At 62.8% G+C, this 22845-nt stretch carries 17 protein-coding genes; 2 read left to right on the plus strand and 15 right to left on the minus strand.

All coding sequences use genetic code 11. The annotated features are described in order from the left end of the window. Positions 1-2 precede the first annotated feature (2 nt). The 5 genes from ORL50_RS22735 to ORL50_RS22755 form a co-directional block, all read right to left on the minus strand. Positions 3-1214: a thiolase family protein gene (locus ORL50_RS22735; RefSeq protein WP_266018216.1), complete on the minus strand. Its 1212-nt coding sequence runs from the start codon at positions 1212-1214 to the stop codon at positions 3-5. Between the two features lie 91 nt (positions 1215-1305). Continuing rightward, positions 1306-2973: a DUF1302 domain-containing protein gene (locus ORL50_RS22740; RefSeq protein WP_266018217.1), complete on the minus strand. Its 1668-nt coding sequence runs from the start codon at positions 2971-2973 to the stop codon at positions 1306-1308. Positions 2974-3040: 67 nt separating this feature from the next. Beyond that, positions 3041-4126: an MBL fold metallo-hydrolase gene (locus ORL50_RS22745; protein ID WP_266018218.1), complete on the minus strand. Its 1086-nt coding sequence runs from the start codon at positions 4124-4126 to the stop codon at positions 3041-3043. Further along, the gene (locus ORL50_RS22750) at positions 4123-5973 is read right to left on the minus strand and encodes a long-chain-acyl-CoA synthetase (RefSeq protein ID WP_266018219.1); all 1851 of its coding nucleotides are present in this window, start codon (positions 5971-5973) and stop codon (positions 4123-4125) included. The genes ORL50_RS22745 and ORL50_RS22750 overlap by 4 nt, the downstream gene beginning before the upstream one ends. Further along, on the minus strand, positions 5970-7055 hold the full coding sequence (locus ORL50_RS22755; protein WP_266018220.1) for an alkene reductase: 1086 nt from the start codon (positions 7053-7055) through the stop codon (positions 5970-5972). The genes ORL50_RS22750 and ORL50_RS22755 overlap by 4 nt, the downstream gene beginning before the upstream one ends. A 252-nt stretch (positions 7056-7307) precedes the next feature. On the opposite strand from ORL50_RS22755, the gene ORL50_RS22760 reads away from it, so the two are divergent. After that, positions 7308-8636 carry a spinster family MFS transporter gene (locus tag ORL50_RS22760; RefSeq protein WP_266018221.1) on the plus strand — a complete coding sequence of 443 codons (1329 nt, stop codon included), beginning with the start codon at positions 7308-7310 and terminating at the stop codon, positions 8634-8636. Between the two features lie 1018 nt (positions 8637-9654). On the opposite strand, the gene ORL50_RS22765 is transcribed toward ORL50_RS22760, so the two are convergent. The 10 genes from ORL50_RS22765 to ORL50_RS22810 form a co-directional block, all read right to left on the minus strand. Beyond that, positions 9655-11037, minus strand: a complete 1383-nt coding sequence (locus ORL50_RS22765; RefSeq protein ID WP_266018222.1) for a DUF1329 domain-containing protein — start codon at positions 11035-11037, stop codon at positions 9655-9657. Between the two features lie 92 nt (positions 11038-11129). After that, entirely contained in the window at positions 11130-12812 is a 1683-nt protein-coding gene (locus ORL50_RS22770; protein ID WP_266018223.1) for a class I adenylate-forming enzyme family protein, read from the minus strand. A 154-nt stretch (positions 12813-12966) separates the two neighbouring features. Further along, on the minus strand, positions 12967-14109 hold the full coding sequence (locus tag ORL50_RS22775) for an acyl-CoA dehydrogenase family protein (RefSeq protein WP_266018224.1): 1143 nt from the start codon (positions 14107-14109) through the stop codon (positions 12967-12969). Beyond that, positions 14106-15311: an acyl-CoA dehydrogenase family protein gene (locus ORL50_RS22780; protein ID WP_266018225.1), complete on the minus strand. Its 1206-nt coding sequence runs from the start codon at positions 15309-15311 to the stop codon at positions 14106-14108. The genes ORL50_RS22775 and ORL50_RS22780 overlap by 4 nt, the downstream gene beginning before the upstream one ends. A 64-nt stretch (positions 15312-15375) precedes the next feature. Further along, the gene (locus ORL50_RS22785) at positions 15376-16545 is read right to left on the minus strand and encodes an acyl-CoA dehydrogenase family protein (protein WP_266018226.1); all 1170 of its coding nucleotides are present in this window, start codon (positions 16543-16545) and stop codon (positions 15376-15378) included. Between the two features lie 10 nt (positions 16546-16555). After that, the gene (locus ORL50_RS22790; protein ID WP_150710522.1) at positions 16556-17734 is read right to left on the minus strand and encodes a lipid-transfer protein; all 1179 of its coding nucleotides are present in this window, start codon (positions 17732-17734) and stop codon (positions 16556-16558) included. Positions 17735-17751: 17 nt separating this feature from the next. After that, a complete protein-coding gene (locus tag ORL50_RS22795; protein ID WP_266018228.1) occupies positions 17752-18171 on the minus strand; it encodes a MaoC family dehydratase in 420 nt (139 codons plus the stop codon). Continuing rightward, a complete protein-coding gene (locus ORL50_RS22800) occupies positions 18143-19276 on the minus strand; it encodes an acyl-CoA dehydrogenase family protein (protein WP_266018229.1) in 1134 nt (377 codons plus the stop codon). The genes ORL50_RS22795 and ORL50_RS22800 overlap by 29 nt, the downstream gene beginning before the upstream one ends. An 8-nt stretch (positions 19277-19284) precedes the next feature. Next, the gene (locus tag ORL50_RS22805) at positions 19285-20253 is read right to left on the minus strand and encodes a bifunctional MaoC family dehydratase N-terminal/OB-fold nucleic acid binding domain-containing protein (RefSeq protein ID WP_266018230.1); all 969 of its coding nucleotides are present in this window, start codon (positions 20251-20253) and stop codon (positions 19285-19287) included. A gap of 56 nt (positions 20254-20309) precedes the next feature. Next, complete coding sequence (locus ORL50_RS22810; protein ID WP_266018232.1) at positions 20310-21095, minus strand: SDR family oxidoreductase; 786 nt, start codon at positions 21093-21095, stop codon at positions 20310-20312. Positions 21096-21299: 204 nt separating this feature from the next. Between ORL50_RS22810 and ORL50_RS22815 the strand changes: the two genes are divergently transcribed. Then, positions 21300-22085 (plus strand): enoyl-CoA hydratase, encoded by a 786-nt coding sequence (locus ORL50_RS22815; protein WP_266018234.1) that lies wholly within the window; start codon positions 21300-21302, stop codon positions 22083-22085. Positions 22086-22845 lie beyond the last annotated feature (760 nt).

Genomic DNA, 22845 nt, shown 5'->3' on the forward strand with positions numbered 1-22845 from the left:
GCTTATGCTCCCTGAAGTATCAATGCGCCCTGCTCGCTCATGACGCCGCCGGTACCGGAGACATAGACGTTGTCACACAGCCCCAGTTGCCGCTCACCGGCCTCGCCGGCAATCTGCGTCACCGCCTCGATCACCTGGCTCATGCCACCGGCCGAAGCCGACTGGCCAAAGCTGAGTTGCCCGCCATGAGTGTTCATCGGGAAATCACCACGCCAGGTCAGGTCGTGTTCGCGCACGAACGCCATGCCCTCGCCCTTGCCACAGAAACCGGCATCTTCCAGGGTCAGCAACGTCGTGATGGTGTAGCAGTCGTAGATTTGCGCCGCGTGGACGTCCGCAGGTTTAAGCCCGGCCATGCCAAACGCCCGTTGGGACGCAGGGCCGATGGGCGTGTTCAGCATGTCTTGGGCATAGGACGGCGACTTGAATGCCAGGTGCTCGCCGAACCCGGTGATGAACGCCGGACGCTTGCGCGAGCGCGCGGCCACTTCCTTGTTGGTAATGATCATCGCCGCGCCACCGGCGACCGGCATGACGATCTCGAGGACGTGCAACGGGTCGGCGACCATTTTGCTCGCCAGGACCTGTTCGATGGTCAACGGTTGGCCGTAGAACATGGCTTGCGGGTTGGCCAGGGCGTTGGTGCGCTGATCGACGGCGATCTTGGCCATCGCTCGCTGGTCATAGTCGTACTGGGCGGCATAACGCTGGGCGATCATCGCGTAGCCGGTGTTCTGGCCCATGTGTCCGTAAGGCAGGTCGAACTCGGCTTCAGGTGCGCCGAATGCCGTGCTGTGCCCACCGAAACGCATGGACCGGGCCATCCAGCCGGGGTCCTCGTCGGGCCCCAAAGGCGCCATGCGCGCGGGGATCACGCACAGCACCGCCTGGCACAGGCCCAGTTCGATGGCCGCAGCAGCACGCCAGACCATGCCCACCGAGGTGCACCCGCCCAGGTCCACCACTTCGGCGAAGTTCAGGCGCAGCCCCAGATACTCGGCGGCCATCGCCGGTACGAACACCGACGCTTCGTGAAAGTGCGGGCCGTTGATCACCAGCCCGTCGAGGTCCGAGGCCTTGAGCCCGGCGTCACGCAGGGCCTGGGCCGCGAGGTCGGCGACTTGCTCAAGATGGAACATCTTGGGCGCTGTGGCGTACTTTTCCGGTTTGTATTGTGCGGTGCCAACAATGGCCGCATGCCCTTTGAGCCCCATAATGCCTCCATGCCCCAGCGTCACGCTGCGGCCGATTCCAGTGGTGTTGAAAGTCCGGGCACGGGAAGGCGCCCGGATCTCGAGTGGTTGATCAGAAGGTGTATTTCATCGAGAACGTGGCGTAGTCGCGGTCGGCGAACGGCCGATTGATCGGGTCCGCTTCACCCAGGTAGGCGATGTATTTCAAGCCCACTTCCAGGTTGCCCAGGTACTTGAACGTAGTGCCCATGCTCAGGCGTCGGTCGCCCGCGACTCCGGAGATGCTGCCGGCCATGGGCGTCGACCCGCTGAAGACGTTGGAGAAACTGAAGGGCACTTCCAGATCCCAGCCTTGGAAAACTCCCGGATAACTGAACGATGCGCCCACGGTGTAGGCGCTGGAGGATTTGGTGCGATAGCCTGCGGCGGTGCTGTAGGTGTAGTCATCGGAAGAGCCCACTAGAGGTGCCACGGAGGGCAACAGGTTCAAACCTTGCAGGTTCGGCGCGGCCGAAGTGGCTTCGACGCTGTCGACCTGCACGCGGATGACTTCGGCCGTCAGCGTAGTCTGGCTGGCCCAGGGCCGGTCCCCCAGGATTCGCATCGCCGACAATTGCATTTGCTGGCCCTTGCCCTTGGCCGGCACGGCGCCAAGCCCGGTGTTGACCATCACCGGCGCACCATCGCGGTACGACCACTCGGCGCCGACCTGGGTGTCGCCAATCTTGGTCGTGGCACTGATGCCGGTGAGTTTGATGTCTTCGAAGTACTTGATCCGGTAACCATTCATGGTGAAGGCGTTGAGGCCGCCACCCACTGGCAGCGGGTCGTAGCCCACCAGGGCGGTGGCCGGGTTCTTGTCGTGGTAGTTGACGTGGAACAGTGACATTTCGATCGCCGGTACCGGGCGGTAGCGCACCTGCACGCCCCACTGGCCACCATCGCGCGGCTCGTCGGTGCCGCGGTAGGCAACCCGTTGACCGTTGGCGTAGATGAACTCGCGCCCAGGCCCGACCACGTCGCTGCCCGACAGGTAGCTGCCCACCGGCGGCAGTTCAGTGCCCTTCCATTCGTATTGCACGTATGCACCGAAGGTCAGCTGGGGATTGAGGCGGAACGAGCCGGAGAACTGGCCCACCGGCAAGAGTATTTCCTTGACCTCGACACCCGGCTGCGAGGCTTTTACCGCGTCAGAGGGGTTTTGGACGCCGTTCACACCCGGGTAGAACAGACTCTCGCCCCAGGATTCGATGTGCCGCCCGGCCTTGACGTCCAGCATGGTGTCGTTGTCGAAGCGCCAGCCGCTGAACACATAGGCATCCAGCAGTTTGCTGCGACCACCACTGTAGTAACGGGTGTCACTGGTGAACTCGTCGTTGCTACCGGACTTGTTGACGGTGGCGGGCGAATCGTTGTCGTTCTTGCGGTGATAGACATCGTCGTAGAAAGTACTGCCACGCACCACGGCGCCGTAGTTGTCCTTGCGCAGAATCATCTCCGCCAAGGCGCCCACGCGGTTGGTGGTCAGGCTGCCACGATCGAAGTTGCGGTTGGCATCGTCGGCGTTGACCGTCAGCAAGCGATCGCTCTGACTGCCGGTGCGCATGCCGATGCCGTAGCTGGTGGTCACTGACCAGTCGATGGTCGCGCCGTTGTCGAACTCGAAGGTTTCACCAGCCCATACCGGTGTAGACACCAGTGCTATCGCCGCCGCCAGGCTGCTGACCTGAAACGTGCCCGAAGCCATGACCGTAGAGTTATTGTTGTTTTTGTTGATCACACTGACTCTCCTGAAGGGCAACCGGTTGGCTGCCTGGAATGTTCAACACTGCCGCCGTGTCGCCCGCTCAAAACACCTTGAGCGCAGTCACCGCGCACGCTCCCCTTACAGCGCACCGGTAGCGATATCGCCCCCGGCCCTCTTCCCGCACCAGCGACCCCTGGGCCACGAGGTAGTTGGCGTGGGCCAACGTCTCGCCCAGCGCCATCAATTCGTCGAAACGACCCGACAACCTGGGGAACAACACCGACATCAGTTCGAGCACGGTGCACGGCTCGTGACAGCTGGCCAGCATCAGCGCCAGATGCTGCTTGTGGTGAGCTTCCAGCTGGTCAAGACGCTGATGCAGATTGAAAAACGGGCGCTCATGCGCCGGCAGAACCAGTACGCTGTCCGGCAATGAGCGCAGGTGTTCGATGGAATCGAGCCATTCACCCAGCGGATTGGCCAAGGGTTCGGTGGCATGCACGCCGACGGTTGAAGTGATGCGTGGCAACACCTGGTCGCCGGAGATCAGCAAACCGTCATCGGCGGCATACAGGCAGGCATGCTCCGGCGAGTGACCCCGGCCGATCACCACCTGCCAGGTACGACCACCGATCTCCAGCAGGCTGCCTTCCTCTAACCGGCGGAAATGATTCAGTGGCGCCGGCAGGAAATGCGCATTGCTCATCACCGCGAACATCTCGGCGCTTTGGTCGTCAGCCACGCCAGCTTTGCGGTAGAAATCGAGAAAGTCCCAGCCCGGTGGCTGACCGGCGGGGAACTTGACGTGCAGCGACTGGAACTCACTGGCGGTCATGTACACCGGGCACTGGAAACGCTCGGAAAGCCAGGCGGCCACTCCAGCATGGTCGGAGTGAAAGTGGGTGCACACCACCGCCACCAGCGGCAAGCCACCGCACACTTCACTCAACACCCGATCCCAGACTTCCCGGGTCTGTTCGGTATTCATGCCCGTGTCGACCACGACCCAGCCATCGGTGTGACGCAGCAGGTACAGGTTGATGTGATCCAGGCGAAACGGCAGCGGCATGCGCAGCCACCACACGCCCGGTGCCACTTCGCGAACCTGCCCCGGATCCGGCGCCTGCGGCCAGGGATAACGCAGGCCGCTGCGCAGTTCGTGACCGTTGGCATCGAGATCGGTCATGGCTGGCTCACTTCAAAAGGTGCGAGGCCGACTCGCGCCAGCACCTGCGCCGAATAGGGCAAATAGGTGCCAGCCTGTTCATCGCGGATGAACAGCGGATCGCTGCACCGATCCGGGCAGTAGCCCTGACGCTGCAGATCGACCTTGCGCAGCTTGTAGCTGGCGGTCAGGTCCGCCGCCTGGGTCACCCGCACGAACACCGGAGCGGCATAGCGTGGCAAGCGTTGTTCGGTCAGCGCGAACAGCGCCTGGGGATCGAACGCCCGGCCCTCCTGCATCAGGACAGCGGCCATACCGGCGCGGCCTTCATGGCCCGGGACCTGCACGCCATAGATGTTGATCAGTTCAAGCCCTGGCAGATCGCCCAGCGCGTTGGCGACTTCCAGGGTCGAAACGTTCTCGCTCTTCCAGCGATAGGTATCGCCGATACGATCAATGAAGTAGCAGTAGCCGTCGGCGTCGACTCGCAGCAGATCACCGGAGCTCCAGTAGGCATCGCCGTCGCGGAACACATTGCGGCGGATTTTGCTCTCGGTGGCTTCAGCCGAGGTGTAGCCCTCGAAACGCCCGCCGCCGATGTCTGGATGGTCGACGATAAAGCCCATGACCTCGCCGACCTCACCGACTTCGCAAACCTGGTAAAAACCGTTTTCGTCCCGAGGATGGCAGTCGTTTTCAACGTCGTAGCGCACCAGCCGCACATTGGTCTTGTTCCAGTCCGGCACCCGCCCGCAGGAACCGAGATAGTTGTCGACGTTGATGATTGCGGCGTTGGCTTCAGTGGCTCCCCAGCCCTCGAACACCTGGATCGGGCCGAAGCGGTCCAGCCAGCGTTGCCAGGAATCGGCTGACAACCCGGCGCCGAGCATGCAGCGCAAGCTGTGCTCCCGTTCGCCTTGACGCACTGGCTGGTTGAGCAGGTAGCGGCAGATCTCGCCGATGTACTGGAAGATCGTGATCTGGTGGCGCGCCACGTCTTTCCAGAATTCGCGCACACTGAACTTGCGCCGAACCACGATGGCGGCACCGGCCTTCAGCGCAGTAGACGTGACCGAGGTAGCCGCCGCGCCGTGGTACAGCGGCAGGCAGCAATAAAACACATCATCGCGAGTGGCCGGCAGGGTGACTTCCATGGCATCGCCCGAGGACATCCAGCGCATATGGCTGTAGCGCGCCGCCTTGGGCAAACCGGTGGTGCCCGAGGTAAAAATCAGCAGTGTGGTGGTCTGGGCATCGATGTGCGCGCGGATATCCCGGGGGAACGGCGTGCGCGGGGCCTTCTCCAGGCGCGTATCGAAATGTCCATCGATGCCTTTGGGCAGCGGCCCGATCCAGGGATTTTCCGCATCGCGGATCAGCCAGCACGGCAGGTTCGGGAAGCCGTCAGTAGCCTGTACATTGGCCAGGCATTCTTCGCCGATGAGCAACGCCTTGGCGTCGGTGGTTTGCAATGCATGCAGCAGCGGGCGACCGTGGACCTGGTTGTTGATAAACGCCACCACCACCCCGAGCTTGACCAGGCCGAACCAGGCACAGAAAAACTCGGGGCGATTTTCCATGGCCAGGGCACACACATCGCCGGCACGCAGGCCATTGGCGTAAAGCGTGTGGGCCATCTGATTGGCTCGGGCATCGACTTCGGCGTAGCTCAGGGTCTGCTCGCCGTAGATCAGGAACGGGCGCTCGCCTTGCTCACGCGCCTGGTGTTCCAGGCGGTCGGCCATGGTGTAGAGGTCACGCGGCTTGATCTTGCCGACGGCGACGGAACGCAGGTCGAGCAGCGCCTGGGTCTGTTCCCGAGGGACTGGCTGCGATGGCAGGATATTCGGCAAATCGTTAAGGTTCATTGCGCCACCTCCTGGGCACTCGTCTGATAGGCGGGATAGTCCGAGTAGCCGCTGGCACCCGGCGTATAAAGTGTCTTGCGATCAAAGCGACTCAGCGCCAGGCCACGCCTCAAGCGCTCCACCAGATCAGGGTTGGCAATAAAGTGACGGCCAAACGACACGGCAGCCCCCTCGCCCGACGCGAGAGCGGCACTGGCCGATGGGCCGTCGAAACCATCGTTGAGGATCAACGCATGAGGGCTGTGCCGGCGCGCCAGGGCAAAGGCATCGAGCCCCTCCAGGGGCGAGCGCATGATGTGCAGGTAGGCCAGGGACAAGGGCGCCACGGCTTCGCACAACGCCGCGGCGGTGGCCGCCGGGTCGTGGTCTTCGATGTCGTTGTAGGGGTTGCCGGGACACAGACGAAAACCCACTCGACCGGCGCCGATGGCGCTGGCCATCGCCTCGATCGTTTCCCTGGCGAAACGCACCCGCCCGGTCACATCGCCGCCGTAGGCATCGCTGCGCAAGTTGCTGCCGGTCGCCATGAATTGCATCGGCAGATAACCGCTGGTGCAGTGCAGCTCGACGCCATCAAACCCGGCCTGGCGCGCATTCAGTGCGGCCTGGCGATACTCTTCGATGACGTCGCTGATGCCTTGCAAGGTCAGCGCTTGTGGCTCGTCGGTGTCCACCAGGCCATGGCTGTCGCTGAACACCTGGGTGCGAGCGCGCAATGGCGAAGGTGCGACGGTGGCCGCGCCGGCTGGTTTGTTGTGCAGGCTGGCGGCGCGGCCGACATGCATCAGTTGCAGCACGATGCGCCCGCCCTCGGCGTGCACCGCCTCGGTCACCCGCTGCCAGCCCGCCATTTGTTCGGCACTGTAGATCGCTGGCGTGCGGCAATAGCCCAGGCCGCTGGCGGACGGTGCGGTGCCTTCGGCGACGATCAACCCGGCACCGGCGCGCTGGCGGTAGTACTCGACCATATCGCTGCCGGGTATCGCATCGACGAGGGCGCGGCTGCGGGTCATGGGCGCCATGACAATACGGTTGGCCAACTGCAGCTCGCCCAGGGCGACCGGCTCGAACAAGACGCTCATTTGATTTCCTCAGCTTCTTATTGTTTTCGGGCTGTCGCAGGCTTGCCATTGCTTGGGCAAGTGCTGGTGCGCCAGCGAATATGGGCGCAATGATTGACGTTGGAGGCGAGCGAAACATCGTCCGACAGGACTAGGTCAGCTATCGTGCGCCTGGGCCTTGCGGCAAGCGGAAAATGGTCTGAACGGACGATGAGAAAAAGCCGTCATGGGCCGAGCATCAAGACAACCAGAACAAAACCGGGAGCACCCGCAGTGAACCAATCCACCCCCGTCACATGGCGAACGCACTACGCGCTGTTCATGCTCGCCACGATCTATGTCTTCAACTACATCGACCGACAGTTGATGGCGATTCTGATCGAGCCGGTGAAGCTCGAATTCGGCATTTCGGATACGCAGATCGGCTTGCTGTCGGGGGTGACCTTCGCGGTGTTCTACACCGTGTTCGGCTTCCCGCTGGGGCGCCTGTCGGATCGCATCGGACGCAAGCCGGTCATCGCGTTCAGCTGCATTGCCTGGAGCTTGATGACCATGCTGTGCGGCATGGCGGGTAATTTCCTGACCCTGGTGCTGGCGCGTATTGGCGTTGCCGTCGGTGAGGCCGGCGGCACGGCGCCGTCGGTGGCCATGGTCTCGGACCTGTACCCGGCGAACCGCCGCTCCACCGCCCTGTCGGTGCTGATGCTCGGTTCCAGTCTGGGCGCGATTGTCGGCCTCGGCCTGGGCGGCTGGATCGCCCAGCATCACGGCTGGCGCTTCGCCTTCCTGCTGATTGGTGCACCGGGAATTTTACTCGGGCTGGTTCTGCTGTTGACTGTGCGTACACCTAAACCGGTGGTGCCGCTGAGCAGCGTCGCGCTGCTGCAGGATGGCTGGCTGAAGACGCTCGTCGAGCTGTTTCGCATGCCCTCGTTCGTCTGGCTGGTGCTGACCGGCGGTGTGGCGGCGATTGCCGGGTACGCCATCGGCACCTGGAGCCCAAGTTTCCTGATCCGCTCCCACGGCCTCAATATGCAAGAGGCCGGGTTCCTGGTGGGCGTGGTCGGTGGCGGCGGTGCAACCATCGGCACTTTGATATGCGGCATGCTCACCGACCGCATGGCGCGACGTGATGTTGGCTGGCAAATTGGCGTCCCTCTGTTGGGCACGCTGATCAGCATCCCCTTCGCCCTCACCTATTTCCTCTGGCCCCAGGGCACGGCATTCCATATCGGCAGCATCGCCGTGCCGCAGGCGTTTCTGTTCTACAGTGCGTTCGCGTTCTTTGGCGTGTGGTGGGCAACACCGTGCCTGAGCGCGATTACCCACCTGTTCCCGGCTACGCGACTGGCCCAGGCTACGGCGATTTTTGTCATGTCCATGACCCTGCTCGGCGTCGGTATCGGGCCACTGTTTGTCGGAGTGATCAGCGATTTCTTCGTGCCGACCCTGGGCAGTGAATCCTTGCGTTATGCCTTGGCTTCGTCGGTGTCGATGCTGGTACTGGCCTGTGTGTTTCTGACCTTCGCATTGCCGCGTTATCGCCAACAAATCAACAACCCCGCCCCGCTTGCCGAACCGACCCGACCTGTAACGGCCTGAACTGCAGGAGCCCGGCTTTCTGGCGATGGCGATCTCTTGGCCGCCATCGCCGGCAAGCCGGGCTCCTACGGGTTTGTGTCGAGCCGTTAGTCCGCGTACACCCGGATCACCTGTAGGAGCCTGGCTTGCCAGCGATGGCGTCCACAAGACCGCCATCGCCGGCAAGCCGGGCTCCTACGGATTGTGTCGAACCAAAATCCCGCATACACCCCGATCAACAGTAGGAGCCTGGCTTGCCAGCGATGACATCCACAAGATCGCCATCGCCGGCAAGCCGGGCTCCTACGGATTTGTGTCGAACCCAACTCCGCGTACACCCGCATCAACCGTAGGAGCCTGGCTTGCCAGCGATGGCGTCCGCACGATCGCCATCGCCGGCAAGCCGGGCTCCTACGGATTTGTGTCGAACCCAATTCCGCGTACACCCGCATCACCCGTAGGAGCCTGGCTTGCCAGCGATGGCGTCCGCAAGACCGCCATCGCCGGCAAGCCGGGCTCCTACGGACTTGTGTCGAGCCCAAATCCCGCGTACACCCGGATCGCCTGTAGGAGCCTGGCTTGCCAGCGATGACATCCACAAGATCGCCATCGCCGGCAAGCCGGGCTCCTACGGATTTGTGTCGAGCCCAACTCCCGCATACACCCGGATCACCTGTAGGAGCCTGGCTTGCCAGCGATGACACCCGCAAGACCGCCATCGCCGGCAAGCCGGGCTCCTACGGATTTGTGTCGAACCAAAATCCCGCATACACCCGAATCACCTGTAGGAGCCTGGCTTGCCAGCGATGACATCCACAAGATCACCATCGCCGGCAAGCCGGGCGCCTACGGATTTGTGTCGAGCCCAACTCCCGCATACACCCGCATCACCTGTAGGAGCCTGGCTTGCCAGCGATGACATCCACAAGATCACCATCGCCGGCAAGCCGGGCGCCTCGGGTTACCTGCCATGCCCAAACAATTGACGTAAAAAAGCCGCGTATGAACGCGGCTTTTTTCGTACACCCTGCTCTGGGGCTTACCGCCCGATGGCCCGCGCCGCATCTGCGGTGTACTGGTCGGGGGTGAATTTGCCTTCGTTGAGAATCGGACCTTTCTTCGATTCGTTGGTCATGCCGTAGCCGGTGTACTGACCGGAGTTCAAGTCCATGAAGAACTGCGAACCGGCCTGCCAGCCGCTCATGTCCGGGTGGTAGTAGTAGTTGACCATGGCGTGTTTCCACAGCTGCCCACGGGCATCGTAGTTGTCGGACATGACCGCGTTCCAGGTGTCTTCATCGAGGAACAGCACGCGCTTGCCATACACATGGCGATAGCCTTCCTTGAGATCCGCTTCGAGTACCCAGACACGGCGCAGCTCATAGCGCATCAGATCAGGATTGGGATGGTTGGGCGTCAGCATGTCGGCATACTTGATGCTCGCACTGTTGGGCTTGAAGGCATTGGCCGGGCTGTAGATCTCGCGCTTGCCAACGAGTTTCCAGCTGAAACGTTCCGGCGATCCGTTGAACAAGCGGTCCTCATCAACGGTCATGGTGCCGTTGGTGCCGATCATCGGTTGATCGTAGCCATAGCCCGGAAGTTGCCGCACGCGCCGGGTCGACGGGCTGTAGGACCAGGCCTGGCGCGCGTCAGTCACGAAGTTGTAGGGTTCATGGGAAATGCTCAGCGTGCCGTTGTCACGGGCCGGTTTGAGCGTCATGTTGTTGCTCATTGCAGCGATTTTGTCTTCCGTGCGGGCATCGACGGTGGGTGAGTTGGCCATCGCCAGGTTACGCGCGTAGGCACGTCCCCAGCCAATGCTGCCGTTGGGCAGGACCGAGGCCAGGTCGGAGGTCTTTTCCTCGGTGTAGGCACGCGCCGGCTGTTGGTGGTTCCACAGCAGCTCCATGCCGTTCTTGGGAATTGGAAACGGCACCTGGCCCAGACCAGTGAAACCCGCTCCGTCGTTCACCAGCTTGGCGTTCAGGGCGTTGTCCATCGCACGGCGACACACATAATCCGGATAACGGAAATCCCGATGTCCTGGGTAGATGTTCATCTTGTAGGTGCTGGGGTACTTCTTCAGCAGCGCTTTCTGGCCTTCGGTCAGGTGCGACTCGTACTGGCTCATGTTGGCTGCGGTGATGACCAGTATCGGTTTCTCGGCAGCGTATGGGTCCACCGGCTGGTCGCCGGAAAACTTCACATGATTCCAGCCTGGGACTTCACCCAGGTATTTGCCGGTGTACGGCGGAATGGTGCCCGCGGCGTTGCCGGCCTGCTCGGCGCCGACGCAGGTCAGCTCCTTGCCCAGTTTGGCGGCTTCCTGAGGTGACACTGCCGCGTACGCATAACCCATCAGCCCACTATTGGCTGTGACTGCGACCGCGAGCATGAGACCTGTTCTTGTTATTTTCATGTAATGCCTCCTACGCTGATAAGGCTGTGTGGTATGGACCCATTGTTCGTGTTCTGCCGGCCCCGACATCGTCCGGAAAGACTACCCGGCGTTCATGCGCCCAATTTTTCCTGCAGCTGTGCCTTGAGCACCTTGCCGGTAGCGTTGCGTGGCAGCGGTTCGAGTGAGCGATAAACCCGTGCCGGCACTTTGTAGCCGGCCAGGCGCTCGGCGATGAACGCGCAGACTTGCGCCTCCTGCGGCAGCGACGCAGCCTGGCCATGCACCGCCAGCCCCACCACCTCACCCAGCAGCGGATCGGCAATGGCGAACGCTGCCGCTTCCAGCACACCGGGCATGTCGAGCACGCAGGTTTCGATTTCAGCGGCGGAAATTTTCTCGCCGCCGCGGTTGATCAGCTCCTTGATCCGGCCAGTGATGCTGAGGAAACCTTCATCGTCGAGGTAGCCGATATCGCCCGTCTCGAGCCAACCGTCGCGCAAGGTTTGCGCGCTCGCCTCGGGCAGATTCCAGTAAGCGTTCATCAGGGTTGGCGAACGCAGCCAGATCGACCCGCGAGTGCCCGCAGGTTGCGGCTGCTCGGGGCTGTCACCGATGCGGATATCGACAATCGGCAGCGCCCATCCGCAGGTCGCGGGCTTGTACGCGAACTGATCACCGCCCTGGGCAGCACCGATGCCGTTGCTTTCGGTCAGGCCGTAACCGACGCCGCCGATGGCCTCGGGTTTGAGCCTGAGCATGGTGTCGAGCACCCCCGCAGACGACGCTCCGCCGCCCAACCCGAGGCCGGACAGACTGGCGGTCTGCGCCGTGGCAAACCGCGGCGAGGCGAGTAATTGCTGCATCATGACCGGGGCGCCGTTGAACTGGGTGCAACGCTCGTCACGAATCAGATCGATCGCCTGTTCGACGTTCCACTTGTACATCAGCAGCAACCGCCGCCCCCCGCGCAACGCCGACAGGAATTGCGCATGCAAGCCGCTGACATGGAACAGCGGAACAGCGGCCAGGGTGGTCGGCGCAAAGCCGCTGTTGATCACCCCAGCGATGCGTTCCGGTGAACTCATGGCGCAAAACGCGCCCTGGAACTCCAGGGCAAACAATGCCTGGCAGATGGCCCGGTGGGACGATACGGCCCCCTTGGCGCGACTGGTGGTGCCCGAGGTGTAGAGAATCAATGCCGGTACGTCCGGGTCGATTGCCACAGCCGCCAACGGCGTGGCCGGGGCGCCGATCAAGTCTTCGTAACGCAGGCAGTACTCGGGCAACGGGGCGGCCTGGCTGCCGACGACGATCGTCGGATGCTGCTCACGAGCGAGGTCTTCACGCAAGGTTTCGAGTCGCGCTTCGTCACACAACAGCAGACGCGAACCGCTGTCCTGCAGCGCGTATTGCAACTCGTCGCGCAACCCCCAACTGTTGAGCGGCACACACACCGCGCCACAGCGCAGGATCGCGGCAAACGCTACCAGCCACGCAGGCTGGTTGCGCATGGCGATCGCCACCCGCTCGCCGGGCTGCAGGCCGCAACGCGCGACCATCTGCTCGGCGAGCCGGTCAACCTGTTCGTAGTATTGATTGAAGCTCAGGCGCTGCGTTTGCCAGACCAGGAACTCGCGGTCGCCATGCACACGACCGGCGTCCAGCACCTGCAGCAGGTCGCGGGCGGCGTGACGGAAATAGCGCGGGCCGCCGTCATCGGGCGTCACCACTTCAAACGGCGCACCGGGGGCGATTAAATCGCGCCACGCGGTTTGCCAGCGTTCAATGCTCATTATTGTTTTCTCCAGGACAACCGGTGTCGTTGGCTCAGCGGCCTCTGTGTAGGAGCGAGCCTGCTCGCGATGCCGGCGCGTCAGTCAACATTGATGTCGACTGACACGGGGCCATCGCGAGCAGGCTCAGTCCTACAGGGCAGCAGCAATGCTTTTACGCGTTCGCCGAATAGCGCTCGCAATGGAAATCCCGGTCTCCCAGGCAGCTCTGTGCGACACGCACACGCTTGAGGTACAGGCCGACATCCAGTTCGTCGGTGACCCCAATTCCGCCGTGCATCTGCACCGCCTCGTTGGCCACTTTGATTGCCGTGTCGCCGGCCTTCCATTTCGCCAGGCTGACCAGTCGAGCGCGGGCCGCGGCATCGTGACCGGCGTCATCCAGGGTCGCCAGCGCAGCCATCAGGGCACTGCGACTCAACGCCAGGTCGATGTAGAGTTTCGCGGCACGATGCTGCAGGGCCTGGAAGGTGCCAATCTGCGTGTCGAACTGCACTCGGGTCTTGAGGTATTCCAGCGTGGTCTCGAACAGTTGCTCGGCCATCCCCAGCAGTTCTGCCGCCAGGCAGGTGCGGCCACGATCCAGCGCGGTTTCAAGTGCAGCCCAGCCATCACCCAAGGTGCCCAGCAATGCTTCGCCGCCCACTTGCACTTGATCCAGCTGCAAACGGGCGCTATTGCGCGAATCAATCAGCGGCAAGGCGCTGACCGTCAAACCCGGCGTACCAGCCGGCAGCAGAAACAGGCTGATGCCTTGCGTGTCACCCGGTTGCCCGGAGCTGCGGGCCGCCACTACATAAGCGTCCGCCCCGAGGCCATCGACCACACAGAACTTGTCGCCGTGCAGGCGATACCCGGTACCACAGGCCACCGCCTGCAGCGCAATACGACTCGGATCGTGACGCGCACGCTCGTCTATCGCCAGCGCCAGGCGCTGTTCACCGGTAATGATCGATTGCAGCCAGTGCGCCCGTTGTGCCGGATTGCCCGCCAGGTACAGCAGCGAACCGCCGAGCACTACGCTGGACAACAACGGCATGGCCGACAGGTTACGCCCCATGGTTTCGAAGATCGGCCCGAGGCCCTGGCAGCCGAAATCCAGGCCACCGAAGTCTTCGGGGAAAGGAATGGCGCTCCAGCCCAACTCCACCGCGTCACGCCACACCTGCGGCTCGAAGCCCAGGGCCGCCGCCTCATCCCGCAGACGACGCTGGGCGCTGACCGGGCTGCGCGCAGCCAGAAAATCCCGGGCGCTGTCGGTCAGCAAACGCTGTTCGTCGCTATAACGCAGGCTCATGGGTTGACTCCTTTTTTCGCGTCGGGCAAGCCCAGCACGCGCTTGGCGATGACGTTCAACTGTACCTCCGAAGACCCTCCGGAAATGGTCAGCGCATAGCTGTTCAGCCAGGACCGGGAGACTGTCAGCTCCTGTTCACTGAACGCCTCGCTCTGCCAGCCGAAGGCACGCTCGGCCATGGCATCCAGCAGCACTTCGAACTTGTCGCGTTCCTGTTCGGTATGCACATACTTCATGATCGACATCAGGCCACTGATGTCATCGCCGGCCCGCGCTTCTTCACCCATGCGCTGCACGGTGAGGTTGTAGGCATGTTCGTTCATCGCGCAAGCGGCGGCCCGCGCGTGCAATGCATGTTCACCCTGGCTCTGGGGCGCCGGTACGTACTCGCGCATCAGACCGAGCAGATCGACATGCGATGGCAGGCTGAATTCGCCAAATTTCGACATCGCCTTGCGCTCGTGTTGCAGCAGGTACTTGGCCAGGTTCCAACCACCGTTCAACGGCCCGATCAACTGGCTCTTGGGTACTTTCACGCCGTCGAAAAACACCTGGCAGAACGCTGATTTGCCGCTGATCAGGTCGATCGGCTGCGGCGTGACCCCCGGGCTGCGCATGTCCAGCACAATCAGGCTGATGCCTTCGTGTTTCGACGCAGTGAAGTCGGTACGAACCAAGGCATACATCCAATCGGATTTATCGCCGTAGGAAGTCCAGATCTTGCTGCCGTCTACCACGAAGTGATCGCCGGCATCGCGGGCGGCCATTTTCAGGCTGGCCAGGTCGGACCCCGCGTTGGGCTCGGAGAACCCCTGGCACCAGCGCACTTCACCGCGGGCTATCGGCGGCAGCAGATCACGTTTCTGTTGCTCGCTGCCGTAGGCCAGCAATACTGGCCCGAGCATCCAGGCGCCGAGGCTGATCTGCGGCGGCCGGCACTTGATGCGGCGCATCTCGCTTTCCAGCACGGCCACCTGTTGGTCGTTCAATCCGGCGCCGCCGTATTCCTCAGGCCACTCGGGGCAGAACCAGCGCTTGTCGCGCATGCGTTCAAACCACAGGCGTGCGTCTTCACAGGGAAACTGCGGATGCTGGCTGCCCCACACCACATCGCCTTCGGCCATGCCGGTGCGCATTGACGGCGGACAATTAGCTTCCAGCCAGGCACGGGTGTCCTGGCGGAATTGCTCGATAGTGCTCATGAATGTCCCCTTCGACTCGCCCCGGATTCAGGGCGAGTGCGTTGTTGTTTTTGATGGACGAACGTCAGCGCTGGGTGCGCGGCATGCCGAGGCCAAACTGGGCGATCAGCTCGCGCTGGATTTCATTGGTGCCACCGCCAAAGGTCAGGGTGGTGGCCGAGCGCACTTCGTACTCCAGGTCTCCCTGCAACAGCGTCGCCGCCGAACCACTGCGCATCGATCCATTGGCGCCGACGATTGCCGCCAGCTTGCGCAGGATCTCGATGGCCGACTCCGAGCCATAGACCTTGGTAGTCGAACTCAGCGCGACACTCATGCGGTCGAGCTCGAGGTCGGCGGCGATGCGCATGTTGATCAGGCGCATCGTTTCAAGGCGTGCATAACACTCGGCCAGGGCACTGCGCACCCAGGCTTTATCCATCGCCCGACGGCCCTGTTCATCGCGGGCCCGGGCCCATAGGTAGACCCGGCGAAACAGTGCCACGACCTTGTCCGACCAGGTGCCCAGGCCAAGACGCTCGTGATTGAGCTGCGAGGTGATCAGCTTCCAGCCACCGTGCAACTCACCCACCAGCATTTCATTGGGCACGCGCACGTTGTCGTAGTAAGTGGCCGCCGTCGGGGTGCCGACGGTGCGAATCAGCGTGTGGGAAAAGCCCGGCGTCGTGGTGTCGACGATCATCACTGATATGCCCTTGTGCCGTGCCTGGCTCGGGTCGGTGCGGGCTGCCAGCCAGATGAAGTCGGCAGATTCGGCACCCGAGGTCCACAGCTTGTTGCCGTTGACCACAAAGCCTTCGGCGTCCTGGCGGGCGCTGGTTTTCAGCACCGCCAGGTCGCTGCCGGCACCGGGTTCGGAGTAGCCGATGGCGAACATGATTTCGCCGGCGGCGATGCCCGGCAGGAAGCGCTCTTTCTGCAACTCGCTGCCGTGGGTCATCAATGCCGGGCCAACGGTGCTGATGGTCACGAACGGCAGCGGTGCCCCGGCAATGTTGGCCTCTTCGAAGAAGATCAACTGTTCGGTGGCGGCATAACCCTGACCGCCATGGGCCTTGGGCCAGCCGACCGCGAGCCAGCCGTCACGCCCCATCTGGCGGATAGTCTGGCGAAACAGCTCGCCGCCTTCCTTGCCGCGCAACTCGTCGCGTTTGTCCGGGGTCATCAGGGCCTGGAAGTAATCCCGCACCTTGAGGCGCAGGGCATGTTGTTCGGGAGTGAGGTCAACGAACATGGGGTGCTCCTTAGGCTGCGCCGAGTATCAGGCCGCTGGTGGGTACGCCAGTACCGGCGGTGACCAGCACATTCTCTACATCCGCCACCTGGTTGACCGCCGTACCACGGACCTGGCGCACCGCTTCGGCGATGCCGTTCATGCCGTGGATATAGGCTTCGCCCAGTTGCCCGCCATGGGTGTTGATCGGCAGTTTGCCGCCACGGGCGTGGTGCCCCGCGCGGATGAATTCCTTGGCTTCGCCGCGTTTGACGAAGCCGAATTCCTCCAGCTGCGGCAGCACGAAGGGGGTGAAGTGGTCATAGATCACCGCAGTCTGGAACGACTCGGGACCGAGGCCGGACTGGCGATAGAGCTCGCGGGCGACCACGCCCATTTCCGGTAGCCCGGTGATGTCTTCGCGGTAGAACGACGTCATGCTCTGCTGGCCATGGCTGATGCCCTGGGAGCCCGCCTTGATGGTCACCGGCTTTTGCCGCAAGTCACGCGCACGCTCGGCCGAGGTGATGACCAGCGCGACGGCGCCATCGGATTCCTGGCAGCAATCGAGCAAGTGCAAAGGCTCGCAGATCCAGCGCGAGGCCTGGTGCTCTTCGAGGGTAATGGGTTTGCCGTGGAAAAACGCCTGGGGGTTGGTCGCGGCAAAATCCCGCGCCGCCACGGCGATCCGCCCGAAGTCTTCACTGGTGGCGCCATAGGTGTGCATGTAGCGCTGGGCGAACATCCCAACCCAGGCTGCCGGCGTGTGAAAACCGTGGGGCATGTACCAGCCGTAGTTGACGTTATCGAAGGTCGGCGTCGAGGCAAAGCCATAGGCGCCGGTCCCGAAGCGATACCACGAGCGTTCGTTCATCGCCCGATACACCACGACAACCTTGGCCACCCCGGTGGCCACGGCCATGGCCGCGTGCATCACCGGCCCGCAGGCGGCGCCACCGCCATGGGGCACTTGCGAGAAAAACTTCACGTCCTTGCAACCGAGCAGGCGGGCAATTTCGTATTCCGGAACCTTGTCGACCGAGTACGAACTGAAGCCCTCGACCTCACTCGGATCGATGCCGGCGTCCTTGAGCGCGCTCAAGGTGGCCTCCAGGGCCAGGCGCAATTCCGTGCGTCCGGAGTTTTTGGAAAATTCGGTCGCGCCCAGACCAACGATCGCGGCACGCCCGGAAATCGATGAATCAGTCATCTATGTCTCTCCGGCTGTCAGGGCAGGACCAGCGCGACCGTACCGGTCACGTGGTTGCCCATGGAATTTTTACCGCTCAAGGTGATTTCCACCGAACGAGTGTCCGCATCAACGCCGGTGACGCTGCCACTGAAGGTCATGCAATCGCCGGGATAATTGGGCGCACCGAGCTTGATTTTCAGCGCGGTGAACTGCGCCAGCGGCCCGGCCCATTGCTCGATGAATCGCTGCACCAACCCGTTGGTGGTGAGGATGTTCATGAACACATGGGGCGAACCCAAGGCACGTGCAGCCTCTGCGTCGTGGTGCCCGGGAAAGTAGTCACGGGTGGCAATCGCGCCGCCGTTGATCAGGGTCACCGTGATCGGCACCGCCAGTTCCGGCAGAGCTTCGCCGGGACGTACGTCGTCAAAGCGCTTGGTGTTCTTCGAGGTCATATTTCCATCCCAGCTTGTCGTTATCGTTGAGCCAGTCGCCCAGACGTTCCAGGTTTGCCGCCGAACCACCCAAGGCAAGGCCGAGGCCACGGCTCCAGTAGAGAAAACGGTGGATCGGGTACGTCAGGTCGACGCCGATACCGCCATGCACGTGTTGCGCGAGATGGCCGATGCGATGCCCCGCTTCACAGGCAAGCCAGGCAGTGGCCAAGGCTTCGCAGGGCGCCAGCAACCCGGCATCGATGCGGTAGACCAGCTGCCACAGTGCCGTGCGCAAGGCTTCGACGGCGATATGGTTGTCGGCCATGCTCATTTGTACGGCCTGAAAACTGCCGATGCTGCGTTCGAACTGCTTGCGCTCGCTGACGTAGATCACCGTGCGGCGGATCTGCTCTTCGCTGACTCCCAATTGCAGCGCGGCCAACGCGGCCACGCTGCGCAACTCCAGCCAGGCAACCGCCTCGGGCGGCAACAGCGCTGCAGCGTCCACGGTCAAACCTTCGATGTGCAGATCGCTGACGGCTTCGCCGTGGGTCAGCACCGCCGATATGCGCTGAACCTCGGGCGCCGACAGGTCGAGCAGCAATAGGCGCGGCACGCCCTCGGCCTGTACCAGCACCAGCGCGGCCCGGGACTGATCACCCAGGGCCAGCGCCGCCACCCGGCCGCTGATCGTCCAGCCTTCGGCCGTTGGCTGCGCCAGCAGCTCAATGCCCAATGCGCTGTTCAAGCCATCCAGGGACAGGCTGAGCAACGCCTCCCCGGATGCCGCCTTGGCGACCCAGCCGGAACGGTCGCTGGGATCAAAACGGGCCAGGGTCGCCGCGGCCAGTTGATGACGCCACAACGGCACCTGGGCCAGGGCTTTGCCTTGAGCCTGCAATACCAGCATCAGCTCGGTCATGCCGAGCCCGCTGCCGCCGTATTCTTCGGGGATCGCCAGGGCATGCAGCCCGGTCTCGATGCATAAGCCCCACAGCGGCGCCATCATGGGTTCGCCGCTGGTGTCCCATTGGCGCATGTAGTCGTCATGGCAATGGTCGACAAACAGTCCGTCGGCCATTTGCGCAATGGCGCGCTGGTCTTCGCTGAATTCGAAATCCATAGTGGCTCCTATGCCTCTACCGGGCGGAACATCGGCAAGGTCAACTGCTCATCGAAGGTCTGGAACTCGACCTGTAATGGCTGGCCAATGCGCAGCTGTTCGCGTTCGATTCCGACCAGCCCGGCGATCAGGCGCACGCCCTCCGCCAACTCGATCAGACCGATGGGGTTTGGGTAATCAAACGGTGGCACTTCGGGGTAGTGCATCACCACGAACGAATACAAGGTGGCCCGGCCGCTGGCCTGCACGGTGTCCCAATCGAAGCTGTGGCACTCGATACACACCGGTGCCGGTGGATGACGCAAGGTCTGGCAGGCGCTGCAGCGCTGGATCAGCAATTGCCCCTGGTCGCAGCCCTCCCAGAAAAACCGCGTGTCATCGCTGATACCCGGCAGCGGGCGACGGGGTTTGGCCGCTGCGGTTTCCACCTTGGCTGGCGCCTGGGCATTGGCCGCACGGAACTTGAATACTCGAAACAGCAACTCGCCCACCGGTTCGTCGCCAGCGGCTTTTTCGACGAAATGGCTCATGACCAGGGTGACGAAAAAACCTGTCCCCAGGGCCGTGGTTTTCTCGTCGCTGACCGCATCCAGGCGAGTCGTGTAGTAGAGTTTTTCGCCTACTCGCAGCGGCCGATTGAACGTCAGCTCGGAGTTGACGGCCACCGTTGACAGGTAGCCGTGCGCCTCCATGATCTTGAGTACTTCGTAAGGGTTTTCGTCGGTCGAGCCAGGCGGATAGTTGTTGGCGTGCAAGCCCTCCATGGTCCACACCTGCAACATGGCCGGCGGGGCGATCAAGCCTTCATGCGCGGTGCCCAGGGCGAAATCGCGATCGCTGTAGACCGGGTTGTCCACGCCCATGACTTCGCACCATTGGCGAATCATGGGTGCGTTGACCTCGTCCCAGGCGTACACGCGGCCGTATTGGCGCCCCACCAGGGCGCGCGCATCGGATAGCAATTGTGGATCAGCCAAAGTCGTCTCCTTCACATTGAAGGCGGCCACCGAACCCGGTCGCCGCAATAGGTCGATCAGGTGGGCAAAACTTGCGCGGCACCGAGAAATGCCGGACGTTCACCACCGCCATGCAACAGCAGGTTGCAACCACTGGCGTAACTGGCCAGCGGTGATGCGATGTACAGGCAGGCATTGGCGATGTCTTCGGCCACTGCCATGCGTGCCGCCGGAATACCGGCCGCGACTGCAGCGATACCGGCCTCGGAGCCGTAGTGCAGATGTGCCTGCTCGGTCAGCACCAGCCCCGGGCTGACCGTCACCACCCGCACTTTCGGCCCCCACTCCACCGCCAGCGATTGCACCAGGGCGAGCACCCCGGCTTTGGCCGCACCATAAGCGGCAGTGCCTGGCGAGGAACGCAGGGCACTGATGCTGCCGATAAAGACGATGCAGCCGCCTTGCACCTGCGCCTGCATCAGGCGATTGGCGTGCTGGGCGACGTTGAGTGGCGCGATCAGGTTCAGCCCGATGATGCTTTCATGAAACCGCGGCGAGGCCGTGGCCGCTTCGGCCGCCGGGCTACCACCGGCGTTGTTGATCACCACGTCGAGACGGCCGAAGTCACGCTCGACGGCAGCGAACAGGCGTTGCAGGGAATCATGGTCACGCACATCGGCAGCGATGAAGGTTGCGCTCTTGCCACCGAGTGTCGGCACCTGTTCCGGTTCGCGCCGAGCACAGACGATCACCCGTGCATTCGCCGCCAGGAACCCCAGTGCGATACCCGCGCCGATGCCTTTGGTGCCACCGGTGATCAGCACCACCTTGCCGCTGTAATCAAGACCCGAATGCAGCTCCATCATGTGCTCCTTTTCTACTGACAAGGATCACTCTAGGGGCGAACTGCGGGCCAAACTACGTCTGAACGGACGATGAAAATTCAGCCTTGTGAGCAGGACACTGGCCGCTATTTACAGCTTGTCGGTTGCGCAGAGCCTGGTGGCCTTCGGCGCTCTCAGGTTCATCGCGAGCAAGCTCGCTCCTACATGCATTCGAGGATGCCCATGTCCGACTCATCCGCAGCACCGGTTCTGCTCGAACGTCCACTGCCCGGCGTGGCGTTGCTGCGACTCAATCGCCCGCACGCCACCAACGCCTTGAGCCTGGAGTTGCAGGCACTGCTGTCGCGTTATTTCACCGAGCTGGCAATTGATCCCGAGGTGCGCTGCATCGTGCTGACGGGCGGTGACAAAGTGTTCGCCGCCGGCGGCGACATCAACAGCATGGCTGGGGTCGGTGCCATCGATATCTACAAGCGCCATACCGAGCGCGTCTGGGGGCCGATCCAGCACTGCCCGAAACCGCTGATCGCGGCCGTGTGCGGTTACGCCTATGGCGGCGGATGTGAATTGGCGATGCACGCCGACCTGATCGTCGCCGGGCGCAGTGCGCGTTTTTGCCAGCCGGAAATCCGCATCGGCATCATGCCCGGCATCGGCGGCACCCAGCGGCTTGTACGCGCGGTGGGCAAGGTCAAGGCCATGCGTATGGCACTCACCGGACAGCCGATCAGTGCCGAGGAGGCCTGGGTGTCGGGGTTGATCAGTGACCTGGTGGACGATGACCAGGTGCAGGCCCATGCGCTGGAACTGGCGCGAGTCATCGCAGCCATGCCGGCGCTGGCCGCGGAGCAAATCAAGGAAGTGATTCTCGCCGGCATGGATGCGCCCCTCGAGGCCGGCCTGGCGCTGGAGCGCAAGGCCAATGCGCTGTTGTTCGCCTCGCGGGATCAGAAAGAAGGGATGCAGGCATTTATCGACAAGCGCCCGGCGCAATTCGAAGGGCATTAAATTTTTCGGCGTTGCACATAATCCCGTAGGAGCCTGGCTTGCCGGCGATGGCGGCCGCGAGATCGCCATCGCCGGCAAGCCGGGCTCCTACAATGTTTGGCATGGCATGTAACCCGAGGCGCCCGCAAAACCCGTAGGAGCCTGGCTTGCCGGCGATGGCGCCCGCGAGATCGCCATCGCCGGCAAGCCGAGCTCCTACAATGTTTGGGCATGGCATGTAACCCGAGGCGCCCGCAAAATCCGTAGGAGCCTGGCTTGCCGGCGATGGCGGCCGTGAAATCGTTATCGCCGGCAAGCCTGGCTCCTACAAGTTTGGACATGGCATGTAACCCGAGGCGCCCGCAAAACCCGTAGGAGCCTGGCTTGCCGGCGATGGCGGCCGTGAGATCGCCATCGCCGGCAAGCCGGACTCCTACAATGTTTGGACATGGCATGTAACCCGAGGCGCCCGCAAAACCCGTAGGAGCCTGGCTTGCCGGCGATGGCGCCCGCGAGATCGCCATCGCCGGCAAGCCGGACTCCTACAATGTTTGGGCATGGCATGTAACCCGAGGCACCCGCAAAACCCGTAGGAGCTTGGCTTGCCGGCGATGGCGGCCGTGAGATCACCATCGCCGGCAAGCCGAGCTCCTACAATGTTTGGGCATGGCATGTAACCCGAGGCGCCCGCAAAATCCGTAGGAGCCCGGCTTGCCGGCGATGGCGCCCGCGAGATCGCCATCGCCGGCAAGCCGGACTCCTACAATGTTTGGGCATGGCA

Origin of the sequence: Pseudomonas sp. RIT-562 (assembly GCF_026241895.1) — a bacterium.
GTDB classification, from domain to species: domain Bacteria; phylum Pseudomonadota; class Gammaproteobacteria; order Pseudomonadales; family Pseudomonadaceae; genus Aquipseudomonas; species Aquipseudomonas mandelii_F.

Coding starts and splice junctions, on each gene's coding strand:
- ORL50_RS22735 (WP_266018216.1), bottom strand. CDS start 1,214: ATGGGGCTCAAAGGGCATGCGGCCATTGTTGGCACCGCACAATACAAA.
- ORL50_RS22790 (WP_150710522.1), bottom strand. CDS start 17,734: ATGACTGATTCATCGATTTCCGGGCGTGCCGCGATCGTTGGTCTGGGC.
- ORL50_RS22785 (WP_266018226.1), bottom strand. CDS start 16,545: ATGTTCGTTGACCTCACTCCCGAACAACATGCCCTGCGCCTCAAGGTG.
- ORL50_RS22750 (WP_266018219.1), bottom strand. CDS start 5,973: ATGAACCTTAACGATTTGCCGAATATCCTGCCATCGCAGCCAGTCCCT.
- ORL50_RS22810 (WP_266018232.1), bottom strand. CDS start 21,095: ATGGAGCTGCATTCGGGTCTTGATTACAGCGGCAAGGTGGTGCTGATC.
- ORL50_RS22795 (WP_266018228.1), bottom strand. CDS start 18,171: ATGACCTCGAAGAACACCAAGCGCTTTGACGACGTACGTCCCGGCGAA.
- ORL50_RS22770 (WP_266018223.1), bottom strand. CDS start 12,812: ATGAGCATTGAACGCTGGCAAACCGCGTGGCGCGATTTAATCGCCCCC.
- ORL50_RS22780 (WP_266018225.1), bottom strand. CDS start 15,311: ATGAGCACTATCGAGCAATTCCGCCAGGACACCCGTGCCTGGCTGGAA.
- ORL50_RS22745 (WP_266018218.1), bottom strand. CDS start 4,126: ATGACCGATCTCGATGCCAACGGTCACGAACTGCGCAGCGGCCTGCGT.
- ORL50_RS22800 (WP_266018229.1), bottom strand. CDS start 19,276: ATGGATTTCGAATTCAGCGAAGACCAGCGCGCCATTGCGCAAATGGCC.
- ORL50_RS22765 (WP_266018222.1), bottom strand. CDS start 11,037: ATGAAAATAACAAGAACAGGTCTCATGCTCGCGGTCGCAGTCACAGCC.
- ORL50_RS22755 (WP_266018220.1), bottom strand. CDS start 7,055: ATGAGCGTCTTGTTCGAGCCGGTCGCCCTGGGCGAGCTGCAGTTGGCC.
- ORL50_RS22775 (WP_266018224.1), bottom strand. CDS start 14,109: ATGAGCCTGCGTTATAGCGACGAACAGCGTTTGCTGACCGACAGCGCC.
- ORL50_RS22815 (WP_266018234.1), top strand. CDS start 21,300: ATGTCCGACTCATCCGCAGCACCGGTTCTGCTCGAACGTCCACTGCCC.